Origin of the sequence: Spirosoma sp. 48-14 (assembly GCF_001898575.1) — a bacterium.
Classification (GTDB): domain Bacteria; phylum Bacteroidota; class Bacteroidia; order Cytophagales; family Spirosomataceae; genus Spirosoma.
This window is the reverse complement of sequence record NZ_MKUD01000077.1, coordinates 1-25,532: the sequence shown is the minus strand read 5'-3', so window position 1 is coordinate 25,532 and position 25,532 is coordinate 1. Positions and strand designations below refer to the sequence as shown.

Genomic DNA, 25,532 nt, shown 5'->3' with positions numbered 1-25,532 from the left:
CCCGAGGCCGTTACCGTCACCGGCGTTACCCCCGTCGTCACACTCACTGGACAACTGAAGGTGCCGGATACACTGGCCGTCGTGGTACACAGAGTGGTGTTACCCGGACCCGTAATAGCTACCGTACTACCTGGCGTCGCCGTACCCGTAATAGGCTGGGTCGTACCGCCCACCGGGGGCTGAACCACCGTCAAGCTGGGCGGGCCCACCGCCGTGAAGTTGCTTACCGCTGGGGTTGAACAACCACCCGCGTTACAAGCTACGGCTGTGATGCTGTTGGGGCCTGCCGGTACACTTACCGGACAACTATAGGTACCCGAAGCGGAAGCTGTCGTGGTACACAGGGTTTGATTACCGGGTCCGGTCAGCGTTACTACACTGCCGGGTGTGGCGGTGCCCGATACCGTTGGACTGGTGGTAGCCGTGCCGTTCGTCGCTGGGGAGGTGATGCCTACCGTTGGGGGAACCGAACAACTAGCAGATGCATTGGGCGTGTTACCAACGTACTGCTCCAGTGGTATCTGGCTCCCAGATCCCCCCGGTTGTCCCGACTTCGAGTAAAAACTATTCGGCACATTGAATCCATACGTATCCAGAGCCGCCTGAATAAAGGCATCGCCGGGTGCCATGGGCATAATGGGGCCAAAGCAGCCATTACCCTGGAAGGTAAATAAAGCCACCGGAGTACCCGCCACAAATGAGCCCAAATTCGATTCGGTTGGCGATTTACCAATTACGTAATACGCATAGTTGGGGTCTAGTACACCCGCGCCATAATCCTGCGTAATCGAACCACCGCCCGTTAAGGGTAGTGGTAAACCCTGCCCATATTTTACCGGTGCATTGTCCCATGATTGCGTGCCACTGGCATTGGTAATGTTCTGAATGGTAAAGCCAATGGGCACTTTTAGGGTAAACTGGGCCGTCGAAACCAATTCACTCGATCCTGTATTGTTACTGTTTGGGGTCGAATAATCGGGTACAGCCCAGGCCGTGTACGTCTGAGTGGCCACATTGTAGGTCACCTCATATTTAACGGTATTAGACGATGTTTGAGCCTGCACTCCCTTTATAGTGAGGAATGCCACCGCTCCCATTATCCAGCTAAGATACCGTTTCAGTCTAGAGAATTCGTTCATGTCTTTTAGCAGATAGTTAGTTGGTGGAGCCCCTGACAAGGAGCCCCAGCCAACCAGTTATGGGAGTTGTTCACGTATTATGAAGATGTTGGTTCCCGAGATATTGCCGGGGTGATTGCTGGTTACATTCAGATAAATGAAGTTCACATCAGCGCCCGTCCCCTGGAAAATCGTTTTCCCATCCAGGTTCACATCCCCCGTGTTGTAGCCATTCAGGACATACGTGGGTGAACCCGTAATATTGGCCGGTCCCTTTACCTGTAAGGATATCGAGGATACGTCGTTGTTGGTGCCCTGGTAAATCACCGTTTTATCCTGTAGAGCATTCCCCGCCCACATGGCCGTTCCCTGGGGGACATTTACCTGCGCCTGATTGGTCAAGGCCGTACTGATCCGGTAGGTGGCCGTGGAGGCACTCCGAAAATCCACGACAGTGCCCGTTAGCGACAGCGGAAGGGCGGTGGCCGTCATCACGCCCAGGTGGTTGCGATGCCGGACAGCGACATAGTAATTCCCGGCCGTTGTCTGACTGAACTGGATGGGCGTTACGCCATCGACATCCACAATGTCGCCATCCCGTTGCACCAGCGCCGACCGGCTGTCGACCACAAGGCTGAAATTGGATGGGCTTCGGAGTTCGACAAACACCCAGTCGACAATGGCATCGTTCCCCGTTACCCCAAACACAGCGGCTGTATTACTAATGGGTTGGGTGGCCGTTAGGGGATTCCAGCTGGCGTATGGGCTGCTGGCGGGCAGGCGGTTACCGGCCCGAAGGTCATCCCGCATGATGCCATTGGCAGCCGTTACGCCAAACAAAGCCCCCTGCAACCACACTTTTGCCTGAAGTGGTAAGGGGCAGCTCGTCAGGGTAGCCGTTACGGGCGTTACCGCTGTGCCACTATAGCAGTTGTTGACCGGATCGTAGATGGCAGCGTAGTAGGTGCCTGCCGGTAGTGAACTCACGTTCGCTAGCTGGTTGCCCGCCGTTGCCGGTGTACCCGAATGCCAGGTCAGCGTGGTGCTAGCAGGCTGATTGGTCGCTACGATGTTCGACAAATTAACGGTCGTTGCCGGACATACGTTACTGACCTGCGTAGTACTCAGCGCGGGCGCTACCGTAGCCAGACAGCATACGGTTTGCACCACCACAATCGGCGATACATTGCTGTAGCAGTACGAACTTGTGCTGGCATCGAACGTCCTGTAGGCGGCATAGTAGGTCGTTGCCGTGCTTCCGGTGGCTACCGTTGTACTCGACAATTGGTTACCGGCCGATGGTGTAGCCCCACTATGATAAGTTACCGTGGCACTGGCGGGCACACTGGTGGCATCGACTGCGGTCGATAAATCGACACTGGTGGCCGGACAGGTGTTGGTAAGCACCCGAAGGGATGAGGGCTGACTGTAACAGGCGGGCGCCCCCCCATTGTTGTATACGGCATAATAGATGCCGGGCGTGGCTGATGTTACCTGCGACCCCGTAATAAGATTGGCCGCACTGATCGGTAACCCATTGTGCCACTCCAACGTCGCTCCCGATGGTGGGGCCGTACTTGGCTGGTGGGTAGTCAGGTCTACTACGGGTGTTTGCGCGTAGACAGTCATCCCCATACACAGCCAGCATAGCAACCACCCAATAGCCCGTAATGGAATGATATATAGCTTCTTCACATCGATCTATTTTTGATTGTTTAGCTCATTGAACGATGAGTGGCGTATTGACCCGACAGGCAACATCGTATCGGCTGGTATCCCATACGAATACCCTGTTTACGGATAAGCCGTAGGGCGTATCCGCTCGTGTCAATAAAAACCATCGTTCCTTATTTCAGCGCGGGGCCAACGGTAGGCACACAAGCTAGCGTCCAGACGTTCGAAACGGTCTGCTTGGGGGCGCTCGTCAGATTGGCCGAGCAGCTCCCTGCCGAACCAATGGTAAAATTCAGGGTTCCGAGGGTAGACCCGTCGTAATTGAGCAGGATGTAGAGCTTCTGCGTACCCGTTGTGGTAGTACTGACCGATGTAACTCCATTGGATAAACTCATGCCCGATCCGCTCACCGTTACGGGGAAGGTGCCCGCTGTGGTGACATTGACCGTTACGATCAGTACCGTTTGACCGGGCGTTCCCTGAACGGGGGCTGGGCTAAGCTGGGTTTGCGAACAGTCGATGGTACCCGTAGCCGGGGCCAGCGACACAACGCAGCTACCCGCGCCTGCCGTTAGCGTACTGCTGGTCAGGGCCGTTGTGCCATCGTAATTGACAGGTATGTAGAATGTTTGCAGACCCGTCTGGCTGGCACTCAAACTGGTCACCCCACTGGCCAGACTCATGCCCGAACCCGCTAGCGCCAGCGTAAACGTGCCGGGGCTGGTGACATTGATGGTGGTTACGAGTACCGTTTGGCTGGGTGTACCCTGCACAGGCGCTGGCTGAAACTTCGTCTGCGTACAATCGATGGTACCCGCGCCCACCGGGAGGCCTAAGCCAATCCCGATAGCGGTAATACCGGGTATCATGGTTCCGCTCAGGGTTGAGTTTTCGGTCACTCCCGATGCCCCCGTATTCCCCGACAGGTTTACCCACTGACTGCCGTTCCAGCCCACAAGCCGGAGTCTCGCTGCACTGTTCGCAAAGCCCGACACATCGGGGATACTTACCGTAACCGTAACTCCGCCCCCGGCGTTGTTATCGATCCAGTCCCACTGCCCGACTGAACTAACGGCCGTGATGCCACTGCCCAGCGAAGCAATATTATGGGCCCCGGCATTAGGTGCTGTTGGGTCCAGGTTGCCCGATGGATCGCCGACAATCCAGGCAGTCGCCAGGCTGATGCCGTTTGGGATGGCACCACTCGTGGTGAGCGTGCGCAGGTCCGTACCCGAACCAACTGGAAACGTAAAACCCTGATTAGCCGCCTTTACGTAATGCTTCACGTAGCCGTTGATATTATTGGCATCGGAAGCATTGGTATAGGTAGCGGTTCCAGAGGCCGCAAAATAGCCTGGGGTAGCCGTACGGGCCGTACTCCAGGCAGTAGATGTACCGAGACTGATGGTGCCATAGTTCACAGCCTCGCCCCCCGACGGTACGAAGTTGCCCGATTGTGAAAAGGCATCCTGAATTATCAGTCCACAAAACAGCATCAGCATAAATGCCCACCTGTTCTGGATTGATAGTTTATGAAATATTGACATGTTTTTTAAGCAATTTTAAAAGTTGTTAAAAACACTTTGCACCTACCTGCTTAGTCTGTGATACGCGCTCATTGACCATCTATTTTGAGACAACGACGAGCACTAAGCCCATACCGACCTAGGCGCTTAGTTCAGCCGTTGGGCCGTAACAAACAGGTAATAATTAAGCCCATCGGTAGTCGCATACCAAGTGCAGTTATACCATTCCCCATTGGAGAATGTCAGCATAGCATTGACATATTCAGAAGATCCGTTATTGGACGTAGATAGATTGTCATCTCCATCTATATTGAAAGAGTACGCATTGGGGGCTATTGTGGTACCAGCCCCAGTAATATACGCGTTAGTTGTAGATAGAGTAGATACTGTATATAATATCGGGTTAACTGTGGTGTTATAAAGCTTGGGGGCTACGTCGGTTGCAGATATAGGCGACCGTATAAAGTCAAGACGTAATCCATTGATTATGATGGGTGTTGGACTGTTAGTCGCATTTGGAAACCCTGCTGCACGAGTCGTTGTGGATGTACTGTTTGAGGCTTTTCCAGTCATGTAGAGGATAGTAGCTGGAGCTCCTGTGAAAACACTGGCAGGAACAACCATGCGCGATGTTCTGATTTCACCCACCACGAAGCTGCTGGACCCGTTGTACGTATCCGAACCTTTCTGAAGCCGTTCCCAGTTGGTGCCATTCCAGGTATAAATGGTATTGGCATTCACGACGTTCGCCCCCGTCCCGGCACTAGCTGTGTTGTACACCAGCATACCGGCTACCGGCGTTCCAGAAAGGCCCCAGACATTAGCGGATGTAAGCGCCACTCGTGGCAGCAACATCCCCTTGTCGGTACTTTCCATTTCCAGTACCGAACCGCCATTTATAGTGGTTGGGTTGTTCCCCACTTTCAACTGCGCAAAAGCGCCCGTGTTACACATGAATACGAGTGCTACAAAGGCTAATAAGCCCTTGAAAAATGTAGTTTTTTTCATAGTTTGGATTAGATTAAAGTGAGGCTGTCCAGCCTCGATAAAACACTGACCTTCTTCGTCTTACTACTGAAAGGCGCTCAAGGAAAAGGTATCGCAACCTTACGCCTTGAGCAAGGGCTACTACGCTGCTTAGAAGCCAATAGTAGAGCCAGAGGCTTATTATTTGTTTCAGATTACTTTTCATTGTTATGTGTATTTTAGGAGTAGGATTTCAACTATACTGTGTCAATCCTTTAGGGATTACCATTATTGGTATCCTGATTTTTTGCTACCCCATACTCTACGCATACCTGAACAATTTCCTTGATTCCTCCTCCAAATCCGGTGAACCCACTCCAAGAAACATATATATTACCAAACTCGTCAACTGATGCCTGGCAGTAAGTCCCTACTCCCTGCCCCTGGTATCCAAAAGGGAAATACCGATATTGTGATGTGCCTACATTTAACTCAGCCACAGATCCAAAAATATTGGACACTTTGCTTCTTGGAATACCATTCTGGCTACCGATTGGTACCACATTAGTAAAACTGTAGGCGCCTGTACTTACAACAGATGGTAACGTTGTGCCAGTAAAACATTTTCGATACATGTTTCGGTCTGCCCCTAAGGTACCGATCAACTGCGCTGCCCCAGTAGTGCTTATAATGGATGTTTCAGTGGGGGCTTTTTTTACATTCCCATTGGCATCAATCTTCAACGTATAATCATCAGCCCCAGCCAATGATAAGCTTGTGCCAACGCTTACGACACCATTGATATTTACAGTGCCCGTGTTTTTATCGATTACAGTTTTGCTGCCATTTGCGGCTTCTACCTCAAGGTTGCTCGATGAACCGATAGTGTTAGGGTTACTTCCCACTTTTAACTGAGCATAGGAACCTGTTGAAAAGGCGGCAATGATGACAAGAGAAGCGATAAATACTTTAAATAAGGTAGTTGTTTTCATTGATTGAAATTGATTGTAATAAGACCATTGAATCAGTCGAAATGAATGGTTTACAATATCCCTATCGACTAACGTACATATATATACGAATAGCGATAGGTACACTATGCTGGTTGAATTGGGTACGCCTATACTCAGCGGCCATACGTTTCACTGGGTAGCCGTACCAATTCGTTGTAACCGGGCAGTCATCTCGTAGGGCGTTCAAATAGGCTGTCCTACGTTGCTGCAATCCATGCAATCAGGAACTATCTGTCATAAGCGTGTGATACGTTTTAAGGGTTAGCGATTGGGTTATACGATTTTGTTGTTGATGAAGTGATCGACTGTATAGGCAATAAGCTCCCTGTCCACCGGAGGGTGGCTGTTGTATACGCTGACTACCGGCTGAGTAGGCATCCCTTTCCGAATCGAAATGGATTGGCCCAGGCATACTGTAGCCTACTATTGCCCGGTAAGCCCTGGCCGAAACATCTTATGGTTAAGCAACGCTCAATCACAAGACGGCCACTGCCGCCCGTCAATAGGTTCGTGTACGCGTATCAAGTAATTGGGTTAGGTTATGAGAGGAGCTTTTCAGGTTGCGATGTGGTTTTGTTATCGTTGGTTCATAACCATTTCAAGGCATAACGTACACAATGAAACAATCAAGTCGGTTTGTATTCAATTGGGGTTTCCAAAAGAGCCTGGTTTGCAAGTCTCTCAATAGCAAATCATACGGATATTTATCCCTGCCAGCAAAGGCGAATAAAAGACAAACTCCATCTTTATTCGGCCACAAATCATACGGGGTTAAGGTCATTAGTTAGTAAAGGAATAGTCAGATTCGATTTAATTAAACAATAGATGATTGATTTTTTAGTTTTAGGATAAAGCTTAAGAGGCAGAAAGCGGGAGGTTAACGATACAGATTGCCCCGTCGATCACTTACGAACAGGCAAGAAATCTGAGCAATAAGCACTTGCAGGGAAACCAGTAATGTATACATCGATCATAGGCTATAACTGATTAGGTGTTTGTTCGTCTTCGCATTTCAGCCAGCTCGATTTACGAATCGGTTACCGGCCAGAAACAGCGTTGAAATGGTTAGAAACGAGCAACTATTTGTAACGAAATTTGCCTATCAAAGCACTACTTTTGCAGGCTGTCTTCTTTTCTGAATCCGGTCAGTAACTCAAAAAAGAATTCTTTTTCTGAAAATAATCCACTCGCATTCTGTTCAATAAACATACAAAACAGGTGCCACGAACAGGGGGGAGTTTGTTTATAGTAATTTCATGTAATTATTTTTAAATGAAATACGCAATAGAATAAACAAAAAAACGTCAGAATAAGTAAATAATGTAGAGACGAAAAACTTGCCTTTAAAACCTAAAAAATATAACAAACGAACGGACTTACATGCCTCTAGTGTCAGTTATACTATTTAAAACCCTATAAATCATAAATGAACGCAATCAGACAGAACCTTCTCTGGCTGACACTGTCACGGTTATTGCTTTACTTTTTTCACAATTCGTATTACTAATAAATGTATGGTTTACCACCCAATTACCCATAAGCCCAACCGTGCCAACTGTATAGCATCATACGATCATAGTAGTGACGCATACGACCAAACGGATCACACCACCGGGCAGGGCTAGCCTACCCAACCCAACTCGGCTGAGCGTATCTACTTACCCGAAAGATGTAACTTAGAGGAAGAAAATAAACGTTTCTGTCATTCCGACGAAGGAGGGATCTTCGGATAAGTACTGCATCGTCTCCCTCGTCCGAAGATTCCTCCTTCGTCGGAATGACAGAAAAACAGCATAAAACTTACCTTACACGGCATTTAGTACAGTGCCATAAACGTTTTCCGGCATGTACACCCAATTCCCAGTAAGGCAGGATTGGTAGGTTCCAGTATATCTTCCCCGGCCCCATACAGGAGAGCGGCTTATGCCAAACATGCCCTACTAAGGACCAGGGGCAATCAAACCCAGCACGGTATAGCTAAAACCCGATGCGGACAGAAAGCCCACAGCTTATGCCTGTGAGAACGAGACAGGCTAAGTGTCTGCAAGAGCCGCAGCCACTAACGCAATTGGAAAGGGATGGTCATTGTAAGGTGCATGGAAACCTGTGCTATCAGAATCGCGGGTTTCCACCCGCCCTACAATCAACTAACAGACTCCATTCTACGTCTGAATTCATCGATTTTCGTTCGGGCGACCAATATACTATAGTCGAGCAGGGCGATTTGCAAATGCAGTTTTCGGGTATTTCCCTCAATATGCCGAACCTTCTGCAGATTAACAATAAAGCTGCGGTGCGTTCGCATAAATAAAGGGTTAGGCATCAGCAAATCTTCGATCAGGCCTATATTGATACGCAGAAGCGTTTTCTCTAATTTTTCCCCTTTGTTATGCCAGAAAACCAATACATAATTTCCCTGTGATTGAACCGCATAAATCTGATCGGGTAATAACTGAAGTACTTCACGATCATATTCGATGAACTTTATAAATTCCTGTTGAGGATTAATTATAGGTATAGCATTATTCGGCGATTCAATAATATCAGCTTTTTCAATCGCAGGCAATGCGTTTTTTTCTTCTAAATTATTGATTTTTTCCTGTTCATTTTTATCAACTATATTCTCAAATTCAGGCTTAATAGTAAATGCAATGAGCTTATTTTTTGCGAGCAAATAATAATTAAACCAATAAAACGCAATTCCAGGCATACTGAACCCAACAGCTGTGTAAATAAAAATATGCCAATTCGACTTTATATTAAAAAGTACATTTACACCTACTGCCAATAAACAGACCAAAATATAGAGGGCTGCTAAAATTTTTATTTGAACAATAACCACCGCCTTTTTATCTTCTACTGTAACAGCTCTGAGGGGTCTTGCCCAAATCGTATTCCATTTCTCAAAGACTACAAACCCAACTGTAAGAATGGCAATTGGTGTGCAACTCACGTTTAAAATAAACCATTGCAACCATCTGCTATCATGTATATTAAAATGGCCTGCCATGGCATGAAAAAGGCCATTAAATACTAAACTATAGAAGGTGCAGGCGAAAGTCCAGTTAAGAAGTATTTTAAATGACCAAAATTTTTTAATGAGGTTCGGCTCACTTCCAGAAGAAAGCTTCATATATGGGTTTGAGTTACGGAAAAAGAGTACTTGAGTTACGGAAAAAGAGTACTAGAGAACTGGAATTTGAAATCTTCTTGACAGATGTGCGCCTAATGCAGCCGTTCGTCACATCTGTCAGATAGACCCTAAAAGAGGGCAAATAAGGGAAGCAAGGGCATCAACTGGCTTAACAAATTAGCCATCGGTATAGTATACCTCGTTTGAGTAAGTGTGCCGCGAAGTTGGGCCTTAGAGGCCAGGTTATTACTGTGTAAAATCATGGATACGTATGATGTCAGTCATAGTAGGCTTAGTATACCGCTCATACCCAGGTCACTATACGTTAAGAACTCGCCCCACTCTACATACCTGGCCATAGCCCTCGATGGGTACTACTGCACGGCCTTCGATTCAGGCCATCGAGGCTTTCTATTACGACACTATTTTGTTGATCCATGTTAAGCGTAAAGCTACGGGGCAAGTAAAATTGTTCCATTGTCTGTGCAAAGTAATGTAGTAAATTTCATATGCAGGTACTTTCAAAAGCTTATGAGCAAAAAACAAGCGGGCAGCGGGTAGTTTTATCAGGCTATATACCCCCTGCCTTCATAGGGCAGGTTCAACGAGTGAATATCCTGAGTACATTCCGTAGCCTCTGGTACGTATATTTCCAGAGCAGTTTCCGATAAATCCAAGGTAATATAATGTCTACAAAATAACAATATAGTTACTTACTAATACCCCAAAAATAACCAATAGTAATGTATGTATTTTACATTTGGCAACAATATTTAACTTATAAAACATGCTTTTTTTGCCATTTCGTACCAGAATGCTCCATTTTGTCAATTTGCCCCTCAAACCCCTTGCGTTATGGCCCAAACATGCCAAACTTAGCCCTCGAAATAGCGGTTTGGGGCGTTCCAGAACCCTATTACGGCAGAAAGCTAAGGTTAAACGGTCAAGCCTACTTTTGAATAAATCTTCCTCTTTTTCTATAACCCATACGCACATCATGAATCGGTCAGTTAGAAACGGTCTACTGTTTTTTTTGCGAACGACCCGACTAAGCAGGGTGAGCCTATCATTTGTAGTACGGTCTTTGAACCAATTCATAGCAATTGGTTCAAAGGCACATTAACGACTCTTTTTTTAAGCCTGTTCAGTACCTGTAAAACCAGATATCGTTTCTGGTTATTGAGCAAATCATGGCTTTAGCCGTATGCCAAAGCCATGATTCGTACGCTGGTAAACCAATCACCACAAGGTGTCTATGCGTGCACTAGCTTCTTTATGCATACCTGTTAATTACTGTATTGAGCCCGGCATTTCCATTTGCCAATGGGGAAGCGTTTTTACGTAGGCACTACTTACGTAACTAGTCATATCTGCGCTACCTGCTCAGCAAGTATTCACATCCAATGACATATTCATTACCTGCTTCAAATGTGTATAAAACACACGATTTACCGAAGCTATCAAGACAAGAATCCATTTGAGTTGACATTGAACGAACCCAAATTAACTGAATCCCTTTACATCAACCTTCTTTCTGATACCCTCCACCATGTACACAAGCCTATTAATTGAAAAAGACCCTGTTTATGCCGAACAATTGGCGGGTCTGCTTAAGAAGTCACAGTTGTTTGCCCACTGTCATGTCAGTCTGTCGGGAATCGACGGGCTATTAAATTTCACCAAATTCCCCTATGATATCATTTTCGTAAGTCTGCCCCTATCCGATATCTCTGGTTTAGATTTAATCAGAACAATGTCGAATTTACAGGTCTGTATTATTGTCATTTCCGATACAGTTGAAGAAGCTGTTAGTTGTTATGAATTAGGCGTTGTAGACTTTTTAAAAAGGGGCTTTTCGTATGAACGACTTATCGTATCAATTAATCGGGCGTTTAATGCATTAAATCGACAGTCCAATCGTATTCAACTGCCAGATCAAAATATAGTACAAACTGAAAAATCACACTTTTTCAAAATCGGGCGAAAAATCGAATATTTTTCCCTTGACGATATTATTTACCTTGAGGGCTATGGTGTGTATTGCAAAGTACATTTAGAAAAATCGTACGTCATCAGCAATATACGATTGTCTCAATTAGCCAGTGAACTCCGAAACAAAGGGTTTATCCGCGTACATAAGTCGTTTATCGTCAATACGTCAAAAATCAAACGGATTGATAGTCGCTACGTGAGCCTGTTAAATGAGCTTAAAATACCGATTGGTGCCAAATACAGAGTTGTGATAAAGTCATTCATGGAAAGTTTTGTACCAGGCCAAAAACAGCCGAAGGTCAAGGCTCCCTCGTTAAATGTTGTTTGATTCTACCAGCATAGCCCTGTCCAGTATACGTTGGTGTCAATAAAAACTGTAGGCATCAACGTATACTGGATAGAGTTATGCTGGTCGTTTCCTGAAACAGCTCCTCCAGAAACGGTCTACCAGGAGGAGTCAGAACAGTCAACAGTCATGTAACGTCTAATCTGGAAGATAGTTAGTTCTATTCCGATGCCGGGACACCTCTACCGTTTTTTCATCCCCCAGCTCCATAAAAAAGCAGACCCCAAAGACAGGGTTGCATTAGTAAGCACAACGATGGTTTTAATTGATTACCTGTTATTGATCTGTGCATTTGTTTTATGCTTACTCAAAGAAGATCCACAACTTTATCACTTGACTCTAAATACCATCCAGTCAAGCGACTAACAGTTCAGCGCGAAAGCGTACCTTTGCAGGATGGAGAATACTGAACCACCTCGTCGGCCGGGGGGCAAACGAGCCGATCTACAGTTAATCGTATCAGAACCAGCTGAGTTGATGGCGTTTCTGATCGCTAAATTGCCACATAAAAACCGGAACAATATTAAGTCGCTGCTTCGGAACAAACAGATTCTGATTGACGGCAAAGTCTATACGCAGTTTAATCACCCCCTTCAGCCTGAACAGGTTGTAACTGTGGCTGCCAACCGGGCTCCCGAAACTTCGCAATATCGCGGACTAACCCTGTTGTATGAAGACCCGGATATTATCGTCATTAACAAACAGGCGGGGCTGCTTTCGATGGCTACGGCCAAAGAACGGGATCGTACTGCCTATGGCATCCTGAGCGATTACGTCAAGAAAGAAAACCCCAAAAACAAAATCTTCATCATCCATCGGCTCGACCGCGAAACATCGGGAGTCATGATGTTTGCCCGTAGTGAAAACGTGCAACAGTTGATGCAGGAATCCTGGAATTCCACTACCAAACAACGGACGTACGTAGCGCTGGTCGAGGGAGTGCCCAAGCCGCCCGAAGGCACCATCACATCGTACCTCCGCGAGAGTAAAGCGCTGATTGTGTACTCCAGTCAAAACCCCGATAATGGGCAACTATCGGTTACCAACTACCGGGTGGCCAAAGCTGCCAATGGCTACGCACTGGTTGAACTCGAACTGGAAACAGGTCGTAAAAATCAGATACGGGTGCATATGAGCGACATTGGACATCCCATTGCCGGTGATACCAAATACGGTGCTCAAACCGACCCCATTGGGCGGCTGGGCTTACACGCCGAAACATTAGCGTTTACCCACCCCATCACGGGCGAAGCCATGCGCTTCGATGCGCCGGTTCCAAAAACATTTCTGAGTATTGTAAAGGAACGGGGTCAGGAATAGGCAGTTGTTATTACGATGATGTCAGATGCTGCTTCCATCTGACATCATCGTAAAGCCTCTTTTGTTTAAAGCAGGCTAGTTCACAAATCGGTATTTGAGGAGTACCCAGATAGCTTCGATGCCATCGAACCAGGAAATCTTCTTGCCTTCGGCAATGGAGCGAGGGTAATAGCTGATCGGCAACTCTTTGATTTTTATACCCCGTTTGGCCACTTTGGCCGTTACTTCGGGGCAAAACTCGAAACGGGTACAGTCGAGCGGAATTGATCGCAGAAAATCAGCCTTGAATACTTTATAGCAGGTGGGCTCGTCAGTTAACCGCTGATTATAAAGGATATTCGTGAGCATCGTTACCACTTGCCCGCCGATGTAAAAGCTCATGTAGGAGTGGCGGTTTTCGGACTTCAGGAATCGTGACCCATACACAACCTGCTCTTTCCCTTCGACAATAGGCTGTACCAGTGCCAGATAATCCTGCGGTTCGTATTCCAGATCGGCATCCTGCACAATAGCAATATCGCCCGTCATATGCTGGATAGCCGTACGGATCGCAGCGCCTTTCCCCTGATTGTGTTCATGAAAAACAATCGTCATGTTTGGCACAGAACGATAGGTATTCAGCCGGTCGCGGGTGCCATCGGTAGAGCCGTCGTCGACAATGATAATTTCTTTCGTTAACGGAACAGCCTGAACTTTCTCAATGAGTGTATCTATATTTTTAAACTCGTTGTAAGCAGGAATCAGAACGGATAGCAACATAAAACAAAGATAATCGAAAAGAAGCCAACTGCGCAGTGTTTACTTCCTTACCCAATAGGTTAGTGGAAATCGAGGGTCTTTCACCTTCACGAAATGTTGTTGTAAACCAGCCTGCAATTGGCGAATAGCATATGCGTTGGTCGGTTTATTGATGGCTGTACTATCGTCGATCAGACTGGATCGATTGCCAAAAATAACCAGTTTTAAACTCGTGTCGGCCAGTGCCTTCCCATACGTATCTGGATGTGATTCGATGTAATGGGTTGTCTGCATTTCGGTAAAAATAAACGGCACATTCGGCTCCCGGTCCGACAGATAGTATAAACTCATAGCGTTGTCGAAGAGTAACACATGACCATTACCTGCTCGTTCCCGAATAAACGCACCCGCCTGTTCTTCACCCGCATAATCAGCGATGGACGTAAACCGTTTGAGGGCATCGGGACGGTACAGTAGTAAACTCACGAGCAGAAGCACCCCTACTCCACCAGCACCCATAAAAATAAGTCGGTAGGGTATGTTGCGATGACGGGCTTCGTACAACTCCAGCCATTGATCGGCCAGAAATCCCAGGTGCAGCGAAAAGAAGACAGCCGCCTGAAAAAAGTAATGACTGGCCTGGGTTTTCAGCATGGGTACACAGGCAAAGGCGGCTAATAACAGCACCAGCCAGATGGCCGGAGTTTTCTGATAAATGATCCGATAGGGACGTTGTACAACCAATATAACCGAGAGCAGCAAGAGCAGAATCAACCAGCTCAGCTTGATAAAAAACTTAGCCAGAAATAAGGTATGGGCCGGGTAGCCACTGAACGGATAAATATAGGTCCATTCCAGATGCGCATCCAGTCGATTGGTTGCGTAGAAGTAGAGGATGGAGAGTAGTAACGGTAATGCAAAACCCAGCAATACCAGCATTCCCCGAATGACCATCGGCCAGAAGGTGATGCGTCCTGTCAGGCACAGCAATAGAATATATGCGCCAAAACCCACTACGTAAAAAGCCGCTACACTTTTGAAACACATACCGATTCCCAGCCAAAAGCCAGCGGCCAGCCAGCGCCAGTTCGGTCTGCCGTTGTTGCCTACAGCCACCGTAAAGGCATTCAGTCCACAGATAGCCACCCAGCTTTCGGGCTCCAGGAAATTCATTTCCATGAAAAAGCAGCCAATTGCGGTCAGCACTACGGTCAGTAAAGCAGCTCGTTCACCAAACAAGCGACCGGCTCGCCAGGCCGAAATCAATACACCTATTGCCAGTAGCGTAATGAGTGCAGAAACGGTAACGTGGTTATAACCTCCCAATAGATTCAGCAGTACACTCGTAGACGAATACAGCAGATACGATTTTGATGGAATAAAGTCGTACAATTGATACCCTTCGCTGAGCGAACGCGCAATCACCAGGTACTCATAAGCATCGTAGCCGTAACCGGAATTATACGTAAACAGGTAAAAAATAGGGCAGAAAAAGGCTAAAACCAATAGAAGCCGCGTCATAAAACGTTGATAGCGCGTTAAGCAAGTTACTACTTTACCGACAAATGTACTGGTTTAGGACCAAGCCATCACCGTATCGATTGCCTTTTTGTCGACCGTTCGCTCATTTCCTGACGCATCGACTTCCTGAAAAATCAAATCCTACAAATCGCAGTTAGAGCCAAATCCGTTCACGCCCAAAGGTGCTTGTCGGGTATCATCAGGCTATCAAAGCTCGAATCTCGAAATAGCTTATGAACTGTTTTCCAAACGTTTTAAGAGAAAATGAGTTTTGACAGATGCAGGTGCATTCATATTCTTCGCCCGGCTATTTATCCTCTTCGACAGCCAAAAACGGGCATTCCGCTAATTTGATTTCTCAGGACAATTCATTCATTGGACATTTGACGCGTCAATTTTAACCGTTATGAAAACGCTGATTTTTTCTATACTTATTGCTAGTGCAACAACTGCGTTTGGGCAGGTGACAACCGTACCGGGAAGCACCAACCCTACAACGCCACAAAGCACGCAGCCCAGCAACTTAACTGTTCCTGCGGCCACGCCCCCCGATCCATTTGGAGCAACGCCCAAATCAACAACTCCCGACAGTTTTACAGCCCCCCCCGATTCAGCACCGTCAACCATCTCGCCCGAAGGAATTCCTCCTCAACCCGGCGCTACTCCTTCGGAAGCTGACCCCATTGCCCGGGGTAACGGAAAAATTACGGGTGTTCTGATGGACTCGACTACCAATCAACCCGTTGAATTTGCTACGGTTGCGTTGCTCAGTACATCGACCAATAAACCCATCGACGGAACAACGGCCGATGCCAAAGGGCAGTTTACACTGAACCGGATAGCTCCCGGCAAATACCGGCTGCTCTACTCCTTCATTGGGTATAAAGACAAACGCAGTGCTATACTGACCATTGCCAAAGGCGGCACCGTTAATGTAGGTACCATTAAACTTTCGGCCGATGTCAAAACGCTGGCTGAAGTAAACGTCGTTGGTCAGGCAGCGATGGTTGAAGAGAAAGTAGACCGGCTGGTGTATAACGCGGATAAAGACCTGGCTGCCAAAGGTGGCGATGCAACCGACATTATGCGTAAAGTACCGATGCTGTCGGTCGATCTGGATGGGAATGTCCAGTTGCGCGGGAGCAGCAACGTACGGGTGCTGATCAACAACAAACCCAGCACCATTGTTGCCAGCAGTGTAGCCGATGCGTTGAAGCAAATCCCGGCCGATCAGATCAAGACCGTTGAAGTAATTACCTCGCCATCTGCCAAATATGACGCGGAAGGATCAGCAGGTATTATCAATATCGTTACAAAGAAGAACACCCTACAAGGTATGACCCTGGATGCGAACGGTGGCGCTGGCAACCGGGGCAGTATGCTGGGATTACACGGCAATTACCGGACCGGCAAAATGGGCTTCTCGCTGGGAGGTTTCGGCCGGGCAGAATACAACATCAAAGGATCGTTCCTGAACGACCAGACGACCCGCTCTTACGATCCGGCAACCAACACCTACTCAGCACCTACCCGGACACTCCAGAGTGCCAATACGCTGAATCAGCGTCTGAACGGCAACTTTCAGTTGGGCTGGGATTACGACATCGACAAGAATACATCGCTTACGGCCAGCATTCGATACGGTGCCCGTAATGGTATTACTAACCAAACCAACCTGCTGACGCAAACAACGGCGCCGAGCAGTTATTTCCCCATCGTCACGAACCGGAATGTAAAAACAACCGATCTGTCGGGTACAGTCGATGCCAACGTTACCTATACCAAAACGTATAAGCCTCAGCAGGAATTCAGTATGCTGGCGCTTTACAGCCGGAACAACCGGACCAACGATTTCGTAGCCGACTTGCTTGGTGGTACCGATTTCCATACGGTTACGGGCCGTCAAAAGAATGACAACACCAGCTACAACCAGGAATCGACGCTCCAGGTCGACTACCAGACGCCGATCAAAACCAATCAATTGATCGAATTCGGCGGTAAAGGTATTTTCCGGCAGGCCAACAGCGACTATCAGTACTATTTCGCTACGGGCGAATCGGGTGGTTATCAACTCGACACGTCGCGCCCGGCTAATGCTCTGTTCTACAATCAGAACATAGCGGCTACCTATCTGTCGTATACCCTGACGACCAAGAGCAAATTTACCATCAAGGCGGGGGCCCGGTATGAGTACACATTCATCAACGCCCGGTTCAGCAACGAAACGGTAACTCCGGCAGCCACCATCCCGAACTATGGCAACATTGTACCGAGCATTAATATTTCGAAAAGCCTGAAAGGGGGCAAAATCATCAAACTTGCCTATAACCGCCGGATTCAACGTCCTGGTATTCAATTTCTGAACCCAAACATCAACGCGGCTAACCCGACCAACATCACGATTGGTAACCCCTACCTTTCACCGGAGTTGACCGACAATATAGAATTCAGCACCAGCGCCAACATTAAAGGCTTATACCTGAATGCGTCGCTCTTTGCCCGCCGGACCAACAACGAAATCACGGCCGTTCGGGATGTATCGCAGCAATCGATTGGTGACCCAACGAACCCTGTACTGCAACAGGTAATTCGTACCAGCTATCAGAACGTTGGGCACGAAGATGCGGCTGGCCTGAACCTGTTTGGTAACGGGATGCTGTTTAAAAAGCTGCAATTGGGTGGTGGCATCGATCTGTACCATGTCAATCTGACGAACAACAACGCCAACCCAATTTATTCGGCTTCGAACGCAGGTTGGGTAATCGGTGGCCGGATCATGAGCAGCATTTCGCTGGCCAATGGCTGGGGCTTCCAGCTCTTTGGTGGTGGACGAGGCAAACAGGTTCAGTTGCAGGGTTATCAGAGCAGCATGTACTTCTACAGTCTGGGACTGCGGAAAGAATTCAATAATAAGAAGGCCAGCTTAGGATTGGCCGCCGAAAACATCTTCAACCATCCGTTTATCCAGCGTGCCGAACTGGCATCGCCAATTCTGACGCAGAGTTCGCAGACGAGCTTCTACAACGCCGGTGTTCGTATGACATTTAGCTATAAACTTGGCAAAATGAGCTTCGACCAACCACAGAAACGGCGGAAATCAATTGAAAACGACGACCTGAAAGGCAATGAAGGTGGAAACGATAATAGTGATGGGCAACAGCAGTCGTCGCCATCAGGTAATGGTGGAAGCCGGAGCGGCACTAGCGGACGTGGAGGCCGTCCTCGCTCCTAAGATTTTTTGAAGAACCACATACCCGAAAGGCATTGACAACCTTTGTGGGTCTGGCACTACTCAACGACAATTACACTTCATCAGATTAGATTAGGTTGAGAAAACTCCTCCTGCGTTGCGGGGGGAGTTTCTTTTTTTATAGGGTAAATGGCCGCGTTCGGCTTTCTTTGCCCACTATGAACTGGATTATCGGCTGATCGCTAGCATACTGATGAGCTTTGTAGCAGCTAAAAAGTGTCGTATCAGTATTGATCGAACCAACTGAAAATTTGGTAGCCAAAACATCAACATCCTTACCCTGACGGTCTGTAGTCATGGAGTTGGCCTACCGATTCTGTTTGATAGGCTGGATAAAAACCGGGCCGCTGGAGCAGGGAAATTCTAACGCCCAGGAACGCATTGATTTGTTAACCCAGTTTGTCGACTTGTTCGGTAAGGAACGGATTTTGTCGCTCACTTGTGATCGTGAATTTATCGACCATTGATGATTTAAATATTGGTTAGGCAAAGACTATACCATAAAATTTGCCTAAACCTTGGCTTCAAGTTTCATCATGTAGAGTAATGACCCATTAGCCCATTGGCACTACATAAATCCTATATCCTCAACTAGTGAACCACCTGTTTTTGTAAAGTACCTTAAAATGGTAGCATCGTTTTTTAGTCAATAAAAGGTTTGGTCGGACGCTTTACAAAAGAAGAATCATGGTACGTGAACCAGTTCTTCCCGTTTTTTCCCATTACCCACACCTGTCCTCCCAGGTTGTTCGACCAGGGCGTTTTGACGTAGTGAAACGTTTCGGTGATTGGATCGAATCGGCACAGACCTTTTTTATTAAAGCTCCATAGTTCGTGATTCTCATTTTCTTTAATATCCAGCCACTCTTCTGAGCCAAACGATTGTAATAGGTACCGTCGTAGCGAATGAGTTGCTGGGTAGGATTAGGATCACTTAAAAACCATCAGTAACCCTGGCTATCCTGCAACTGCATACTCTTTTCGTAGGCCAGTTTGAAGGCTTCGTTATTGACCGTAAACTGATCGAAGCACAGGTAAGGCCCCGGCCTGGTTTTCACCCGCACCGTTTCTACCTACTGGGCAACCCCAATACAGGAGAGCCAGCAGCAAAAAGTCAGGAAGAGCGCCAACCGGAAGAACATACGGATAACTGTGTAGGTCTAACGTACCACTTTAATCTAGCATTCTTAACGAGCGTTCCGCCGGTAGCGGTATTTATGGGGTAAATGATGGACTTTTAGCCGTAAGCAAAGGTGGTTAATGTAACAGATTAGTGTGATGACGGCGATATACTACCTAATTGCTGGGCACATTGCTCCCATAGCTCCTGAAGAGGAACTGACGTTGAGTTGAAAGGAACACCCTGATACCCAGCAGTACGCCCTCCCCGAAATGTTTTGTTGAACACGGACTTGATTTGAGGGGTAGTCAATACCTTGTTGCTAGCCATGGCCGCACTTTGCAATGCTCCAACAATACCAGCCGCAATTGCTGAGGCAGCGGAGGTGAAATCATAGGGTAAAAAGTGGCCATCTGAACCTAACGACTCAATGCATTCGCCCCAAAGGTAGACATCGATTATTGTTCCATAGTTTGCCTGGGCTTTGATATGACTGGTTTTGTCCAGCGCACCAACCATAATGGAAGCACTGCCTGTATAATCAGAATGCGGTAAAAAGGGTTTACTGAAGTCTGTATAGGTTGCAGAATGCCTAGATGCTCTTTTAAGACGCCGAAGCGCAGTATCTAAGTTCGGAATACTACTAGCATTGCCTTGTTGGCCGGCAGGCTGAATAACAATGATCCCTTTTTCCCAACACGCAATCATCGCTTTTCGCATATCAGGAAAGACCTCCAGGGGAAACGAAAAATAGCTATCATCATTACCATGTTCGATTTGCAGGGTTGCCTGCCGCTCAAACAATAGGACGCTGATTCGCTGTTGACCGGCTTTCAAGGTGGCTGGTATCACCGTCCTTGTGGTGAAATTAGCCCAAAATTTGTCTAAAAATTCAGCTATAACGACATTAACTGTACGTGCGTATGGGAATGCCAGTATGCCTAAACTAGCTTGGGGAACAATTCCGTGAAGTTCAGGTTGGCTCGTTTGTCGGTGAGTTGGAGAAACGGCAAAAAGAACGCCAAGAGTTTTATAGAAGTGATCATTTGAGATAGTAGTGGCGTCAGTCTGTTCATTCAATAACTTAACCGTCAGCGATGGTAAATAAGTGTGCTGAGGGGTGCTGCCATAATCTTCTGAATCGATAATAGTTACCCCCTCACCCCGATATGGAAATGATTGAAACCCTAATTGATTGTAATAATCATTGGAATTGAGGCACCTATCGGTTACTTCGCTATGTACGTCGGCACATAAAGTCAATGGGTTTTCGTACCACCAGTGTGCTATAGGGTTTTGCATGACCAGTGCTGCCAAATCATCTAAATCATCCCGAAACGTTTCTCGTTTTAGCTCATACTCAAATGCAAAGTAGGTTAAAAAGTTTGGGGCATCTAAAGGGCTATTAGTCAGATAGGCCAGCTTATCGGCCAGGCAGTAAAGGCAAACTAAGGCAGGTAAGGGTAGTTGGCGCGTTGCGAAGAAAGCGGTAAATATATTTTTATAATACCACACGAATGTGGTAAGGTCTGATACAGACCCAGTAGGCAATTGTTCGTACAGTCTTTGGGCCTCATAAAAATCATCTCCCAGAAATATGTTTGGGTAATTGGTATCAACCCCATCCGGAATTACTACCCCGTCATCGAACTTAATGACAATCATTATTTTATTCATAGCCAGTGTGGTTATTTATCCGAAAAATGTTTATTTGCCGACAAGATATTATAAACTTGTAAAAACCATGCCAACCCCCATCGAAATCCAGGATGTTGCAGTGATTACTGGAAGTCTTAAAGCACACTTGTTAAAAGATTTCCAGACAACCTTATTAGATACTCCATTATATAAGAAAGTAGGCAGACGATATCAACAAGTGCCAGATTCTGGCGATACGCTGCGTAACAAAGGGTATTTTATAAAGAAGGCTACATTAACCGACCTACTAAACCGCATTAGCGAAGATGAGGGTGGAGTCTGGATTAATTTTGCGCTGGGTCATAACAATTCTGTCAATCGGGGACTGGAGATTCAATTGGTCATTACAGCAGTTGATTCGCAGGATAGGATCGTCAATAGTAATGCAGGAACCTATTGCGTTACCACCAGCGATAGTGGTGATCCAACCGACCCCCCGCATACGGGAATTACGGGCTGATTGAGAAAATAAATACGTAGAGTAATTCGTATGATAGCTAATCATCTGTTAAAGTGGCTACAGATTATATCGTCTTGGTATATTTTGTTACCATTGGTTTTGGTCATTCTCCGCTGGGCTGTACACGACACGATCCGGCGGAGAGTTGCCTGGTACATAATCTTCAATTTTGGGTTTACGTTTATTACGTACACGACTGCCTTTCTGATTAAAAATATTTTTATATTTTACCTGGCCTCACCATTGTATATCTACCTGGTTTACAGGGTGTACGATGCGATGGTATCGGTGACCGTTTTTTGGAAAATAGTCCAATGGATCATACTCGCCTATTGCATTTTTGTTGGGGTTGATATGATATGGCTGGAAAACATTCGTACCAACTTCCCGGTGAATATTTACCCGGTCGAAAAAGCCATCATTGTTATCATGGCCTATTATTTTCTGTATCGGTTTAGCAAAGCAGGCAGTACGGATTATTCGGCCTTCTGGATCGGGCTCGCCATCGGTATCAATGCTTTATTTTCATTTATCCACCTGATTTTTGCCTCAGATTTTGACCATCCTTCGTTGCTGGCCGAAAAAAATACGATTAGTTATTTTGTGTGGTTTGGTATCGGGCCAATGATTAGCCTGATTTCCTATTCATTCGTCAGTTATGGCTTATGGATAGCTAAACCCAAATTGCCGAATGAACCCATTTTGACTAATTTAACGGAAACCCGTTAACATATATGGACAGCATCCGATATGTTACTGTTTGTTTGAGTTTTCTAAGTTTGTTCAGATTAGGAACAGTAAGGGCTCAGTCATTGATAGTAACTATTAATGGTGCCCTTGTCAAGGATACTACATTTTCGCCCGGACCATCAAATGAGTTGGTCATTAACCTAACCCACTCCACTAAAGCCGATACAACCCAGTATATCTACAAATTAGCCGATCTTGATTCAGCCTGGACAACCTATCGACAGGCTATTAACGCAAAGTACTACCAATTGCCTGGCGGAACGTACCATCTATTGGTTTACACCAAAAACAACTTACTGAAAGTCAAACACATACAAATAGAAATTGAGCCCCTACTCTGGCAAAGATGGTGGTTTCTACCGTTTATTTATTTCGCTGCATTTGTCATACTGGGCACTGCCATATACTTCAGTTATCTGTATCGACTGCATCAGCAGGTACGTATGCTGAGTGTGCGCGAGAACATCGCCCGCGATCTGCACGACGACATGGGCAGCTACCTCGGCTCGATTAGTATGTTGAGCCAGACCGTACTGAATGTGGCACAGAAAGACCCGCAACATGCTCGGTTATTAGTTGATAAAATTGGTGAAACGGCCCGGCAGGTGATGGAGTCCATGAGTGATATTGTCTGGGCCATCAACCCCGAAAATGATTCGATGGCCCAGATTATTGTGCGAATGCGCGATGTCGCTACCGATCTGCTGGGGACTCAGGATATTACGTTGCATCAAGACATCGACGAAGCGGTGAAACAGGCTCATCTACCGCTTGAGCACCGGCGCGACTTTTTCCTGATTTATAAAGAAGCCCTTACCAACATTGCGAAGTATGCCTCAGCCAGCCAGGTTTGGGTACGGCTACAACGGCATGGACAGACGCTGATACTGACTATTCAGGACGATGGCGCTGGATTTAATACCCGGCAAATCGTTGGCCGAAATTTGCTGGGCGGCAATGGTATCAAAAATATGCACGCCCGGGCCGAAAAACTGGGTGGAACCCTTACGATTCAATCTGTACCAGGGCTGGGAAGTACATTGACGCTACAAATTTTACTGGAATGAACGTTTGGCCCATCGCATAGATATGGGATTTTACGGAACCTTCAAACCCATTACTTTTACGGATTAACACCTTCTCTTCCCGCTGCTTATGGCCATCCGCATCAGTATATATGAAGACAACCAGCCGTTGCGTGATGCCCTCTCGCTGTTGGTCCAAACCACCGACAATTTTGAACTAACGGGTGCTTATGGCGATTGCCTCAATCTGGAACAACAGATGGTGGCCCATCGCCCTGATGTGGTGCTGATGGATATTGACCTTCCCGAAATTTCGGGCATTGAAGCCACATTAAAGCTACATCGGCAATTCCCAGATACCGATGTACTTATACTAACCGTATTTGACGATAGCGACCGCGTTTTTGAGGCCATTCGGGCGGGAGCAACGGGCTATCTACTGAAAAAAACACCCCCTGTACGTATTCTGGAGGCTATTCAGGAAGTGTATGAAGGGGGTGCCCCGATGTCGCCAGGAATTGCCCGCCGTGTAATGAAATCCCTGCATCGTTCCACCGCTCCTCATGAACTAGATCAGCTTACACCCCGCGAAGCAACCGTTCTGGCACTGCTGGCGGCTGGTAACAGCTACAAAATGGTAGCGGCCGAAGCGGCTATTAGTATCGATACCGTCCGAACACACATCCGACGTATTTACGAAAAACTTCACGTGCATTCCGTTACCGAAGCGGTGGCTAAATACCTGACTCGGTAAGGCTTTCCTCATTCATGCTTACTTACAGCCTGGCGCGATCTTCAGATGGCGACAGGCTGTATTTGTTCAGTACTTTTAGCGAGTTGTAAACAATTGAACACCAAGAGGATTTCCTCTTTCCGGCATCGCCATATCATGCGATTGACGAGCGTGCCCAAATACCCCAACTTTGAGCCAGTCAACTAGATAAGGTCGTCTGCCAGCATATAAGCTACAGGTTTCATCTATCCAGTTTCAACTCTGCACAAGCCATGAAACCCTCATTTCCGCTTCTTTCCACGCTGTTTTGTCTATTGCTATTGTGGGTTGTTTCCTGCAAAAAAGAAGAGACTACACCTACACCCACGCCCGGTAGTGGCACAACCAAAAGCTCGGCTAAAGCCATTACAGCCTTCGCTTTCAACGGATTGAACCCAGCCTTAACGGCTACCATTGACGCGACGGCTAAAACCATTTCCGCCACTGTTACCTCGGGAACGGACGTAACGAAATTGGTCCCAACTATTACGCTCTCCGACAAAGCCACGGTTTCGCCAGCCTCGGGTATAGCCCAGGATTTCTCGAAAACTGTTACATACACCGTTACAGCGGAGGATGGTAGCACGCAGGCGTATACGGCGAGTGTATTAGTAGCGAAGCCCGTCAACAACGGTACGGTCTATATCGGCAGTGTAGATGGCAACCTGTACGCCATCGATGCGCTGACTGGAGCAAAAAAATGGCAGTTCACTACGGGCGATGCTGTGAATGGAACACCGACTGTTGTGAATGATGTAGTTTATTTTGCCAGTTGGGACAAAAAGCTTTACGCTCTGGATGCCGAAACGGGAACAAAAAAGTGGGAGTCTAATCCGTCATCCATTAACCTACTTCAGCCCTTTGCTGCGCCGATGGTGGTTAATGGGCTGCTGTATTATGGGGGCGAACATCACTTATACGCCCTCGATGCCGCAACGGGTTCCCGAAAATGGGCGTATCAGCATGATGATGTATATCCCTGGCAGGCTTCGCCAACGGTGGTCGGTGGGATTGTTTATGCCACCATTCGTGGTAGTTCAGGTAGAATGTCGGGGCTTCATGCCCTGGATGCCGCAACGGGTGCGCTGAAATGGCATCAGCCCGATATTG

At 47.0% G+C, this 25,532-nt stretch carries 17 protein-coding genes and 1 pseudogene; 9 read left to right on the top strand and 9 right to left on the bottom strand.

The window, feature by feature from the left end:
* The 6 genes and pseudogenes from BGO59_RS31780 to BGO59_RS31755 form a co-directional block, all read right to left on the bottom strand.
* A pseudogene (locus BGO59_RS31780) lies at nt 1-1,139 on the bottom strand (Ig-like domain-containing protein); the annotation flags it as partial.
* Between the two features lie 57 nt (nt 1,140-1,196).
* A complete protein-coding gene (locus BGO59_RS31775) occupies nt 1,197-2,813 on the bottom strand; it encodes a hypothetical protein (protein WP_293691002.1) in 1,617 nt (538 codons plus the stop codon).
* A gap of 152 nt (nt 2,814-2,965) precedes the next feature.
* Nucleotides 2,966-4,339, bottom strand: a complete 1,374-nt coding sequence (locus BGO59_RS31770) for a hypothetical protein (protein ID WP_293691000.1) — start codon at nt 4,337-4,339, stop codon at nt 2,966-2,968.
* 126 nt (nt 4,340-4,465) lie between these two features.
* Nucleotides 4,466-5,326 (bottom strand): hypothetical protein, encoded by an 861-nt coding sequence (locus tag BGO59_RS31765; protein ID WP_293690999.1) that lies wholly within the window; start codon nt 5,324-5,326, stop codon nt 4,466-4,468.
* Between the two features lie 233 nt (nt 5,327-5,559).
* On the bottom strand, nt 5,560-6,276 hold the full coding sequence (locus tag BGO59_RS31760) for a hypothetical protein (protein WP_293690997.1): 717 nt from the start codon (nt 6,274-6,276) through the stop codon (nt 5,560-5,562).
* 2,164 nt (nt 6,277-8,440) lie between these two features.
* A complete protein-coding gene (locus tag BGO59_RS31755) occupies nt 8,441-9,430 on the bottom strand; it encodes a LytTR family transcriptional regulator DNA-binding domain-containing protein (RefSeq protein ID WP_293690995.1) in 990 nt (329 codons plus the stop codon).
* Nucleotides 9,431-10,979: 1,549 nt separating this feature from the next.
* On the opposite strand from BGO59_RS31755, the gene BGO59_RS31750 reads away from it, so the two are divergent.
* Together BGO59_RS31750 and BGO59_RS31745 are read left to right on the top strand one after the other, a co-directional pair.
* Nucleotides 10,980-11,750, top strand: coding sequence for a LytTR family DNA-binding domain-containing protein (locus BGO59_RS31750; protein WP_293690993.1), 771 nt, complete (start codon nt 10,980-10,982; stop codon nt 11,748-11,750).
* Nucleotides 11,751-12,164: 414 nt separating this feature from the next.
* Nucleotides 12,165-13,088, top strand: a complete 924-nt coding sequence (locus tag BGO59_RS31745) for an RluA family pseudouridine synthase (protein ID WP_293690991.1) — start codon at nt 12,165-12,167, stop codon at nt 13,086-13,088.
* A 75-nt stretch (nt 13,089-13,163) separates the two neighbouring features.
* Here the strand turns inward: BGO59_RS31745 and BGO59_RS31740 are convergent, their stop codons facing one another.
* Together BGO59_RS31740 and BGO59_RS31735 are read right to left on the bottom strand one after the other, a co-directional pair.
* On the bottom strand, nt 13,164-13,847 hold the full coding sequence (locus BGO59_RS31740) for a glycosyltransferase family 2 protein (RefSeq protein ID WP_293690990.1): 684 nt from the start codon (nt 13,845-13,847) through the stop codon (nt 13,164-13,166).
* 39 nt (nt 13,848-13,886) lie between these two features.
* On the bottom strand, nt 13,887-15,347 hold the full coding sequence (locus tag BGO59_RS31735; RefSeq protein WP_293690988.1) for a glycosyltransferase family 39 protein: 1,461 nt from the start codon (nt 15,345-15,347) through the stop codon (nt 13,887-13,889).
* 406 nt (nt 15,348-15,753) lie between these two features.
* Between BGO59_RS31735 and BGO59_RS31730 the strand changes: the two genes are divergently transcribed.
* Both BGO59_RS31730 and BGO59_RS31725 read left to right on the top strand, forming a co-directional pair.
* Complete coding sequence (locus BGO59_RS31730; RefSeq protein WP_293690986.1) at nt 15,754-18,579, top strand: TonB-dependent receptor; 2,826 nt, start codon at nt 15,754-15,756, stop codon at nt 18,577-18,579.
* 314 nt (nt 18,580-18,893) lie between these two features.
* A complete protein-coding gene (locus BGO59_RS31725; protein WP_293690985.1) occupies nt 18,894-19,064 on the top strand; it encodes a hypothetical protein in 171 nt (56 codons plus the stop codon).
* 803 nt (nt 19,065-19,867) lie between these two features.
* Here BGO59_RS31725 and BGO59_RS31720 read toward each other — a convergent pair.
* Nucleotides 19,868-21,394, bottom strand: coding sequence for a hypothetical protein (locus tag BGO59_RS31720; protein WP_293690984.1), 1,527 nt, complete (start codon nt 21,392-21,394; stop codon nt 19,868-19,870).
* Between the two features lie 67 nt (nt 21,395-21,461).
* Between BGO59_RS31720 and BGO59_RS31715 the strand changes: the two genes are divergently transcribed.
* From BGO59_RS31715 to BGO59_RS31695, 5 genes are all read left to right on the top strand, one after another.
* Entirely contained in the window at nt 21,462-21,875 is a 414-nt protein-coding gene (locus BGO59_RS31715; RefSeq protein ID WP_293690982.1) for a hypothetical protein, read from the top strand.
* A gap of 99 nt (nt 21,876-21,974) precedes the next feature.
* Nucleotides 21,975-22,604, top strand: a complete 630-nt coding sequence (locus tag BGO59_RS31710; protein ID WP_293690980.1) for a hypothetical protein — start codon at nt 21,975-21,977, stop codon at nt 22,602-22,604.
* 83 nt (nt 22,605-22,687) lie between these two features.
* Nucleotides 22,688-23,692, top strand: coding sequence for a histidine kinase (locus tag BGO59_RS31705; protein WP_293690978.1), 1,005 nt, complete (start codon nt 22,688-22,690; stop codon nt 23,690-23,692).
* 88 nt (nt 23,693-23,780) lie between these two features.
* Entirely contained in the window at nt 23,781-24,404 is a 624-nt protein-coding gene (locus tag BGO59_RS31700; RefSeq protein WP_293690976.1) for a response regulator transcription factor, read from the top strand.
* A 251-nt stretch (nt 24,405-24,655) separates the two neighbouring features.
* Nucleotides 24,656-25,532, top strand: an 877-nt coding sequence (locus BGO59_RS31695; RefSeq protein WP_293690974.1) for a PQQ-binding-like beta-propeller repeat protein, incomplete at its 3' end; no start/stop codon positions are given.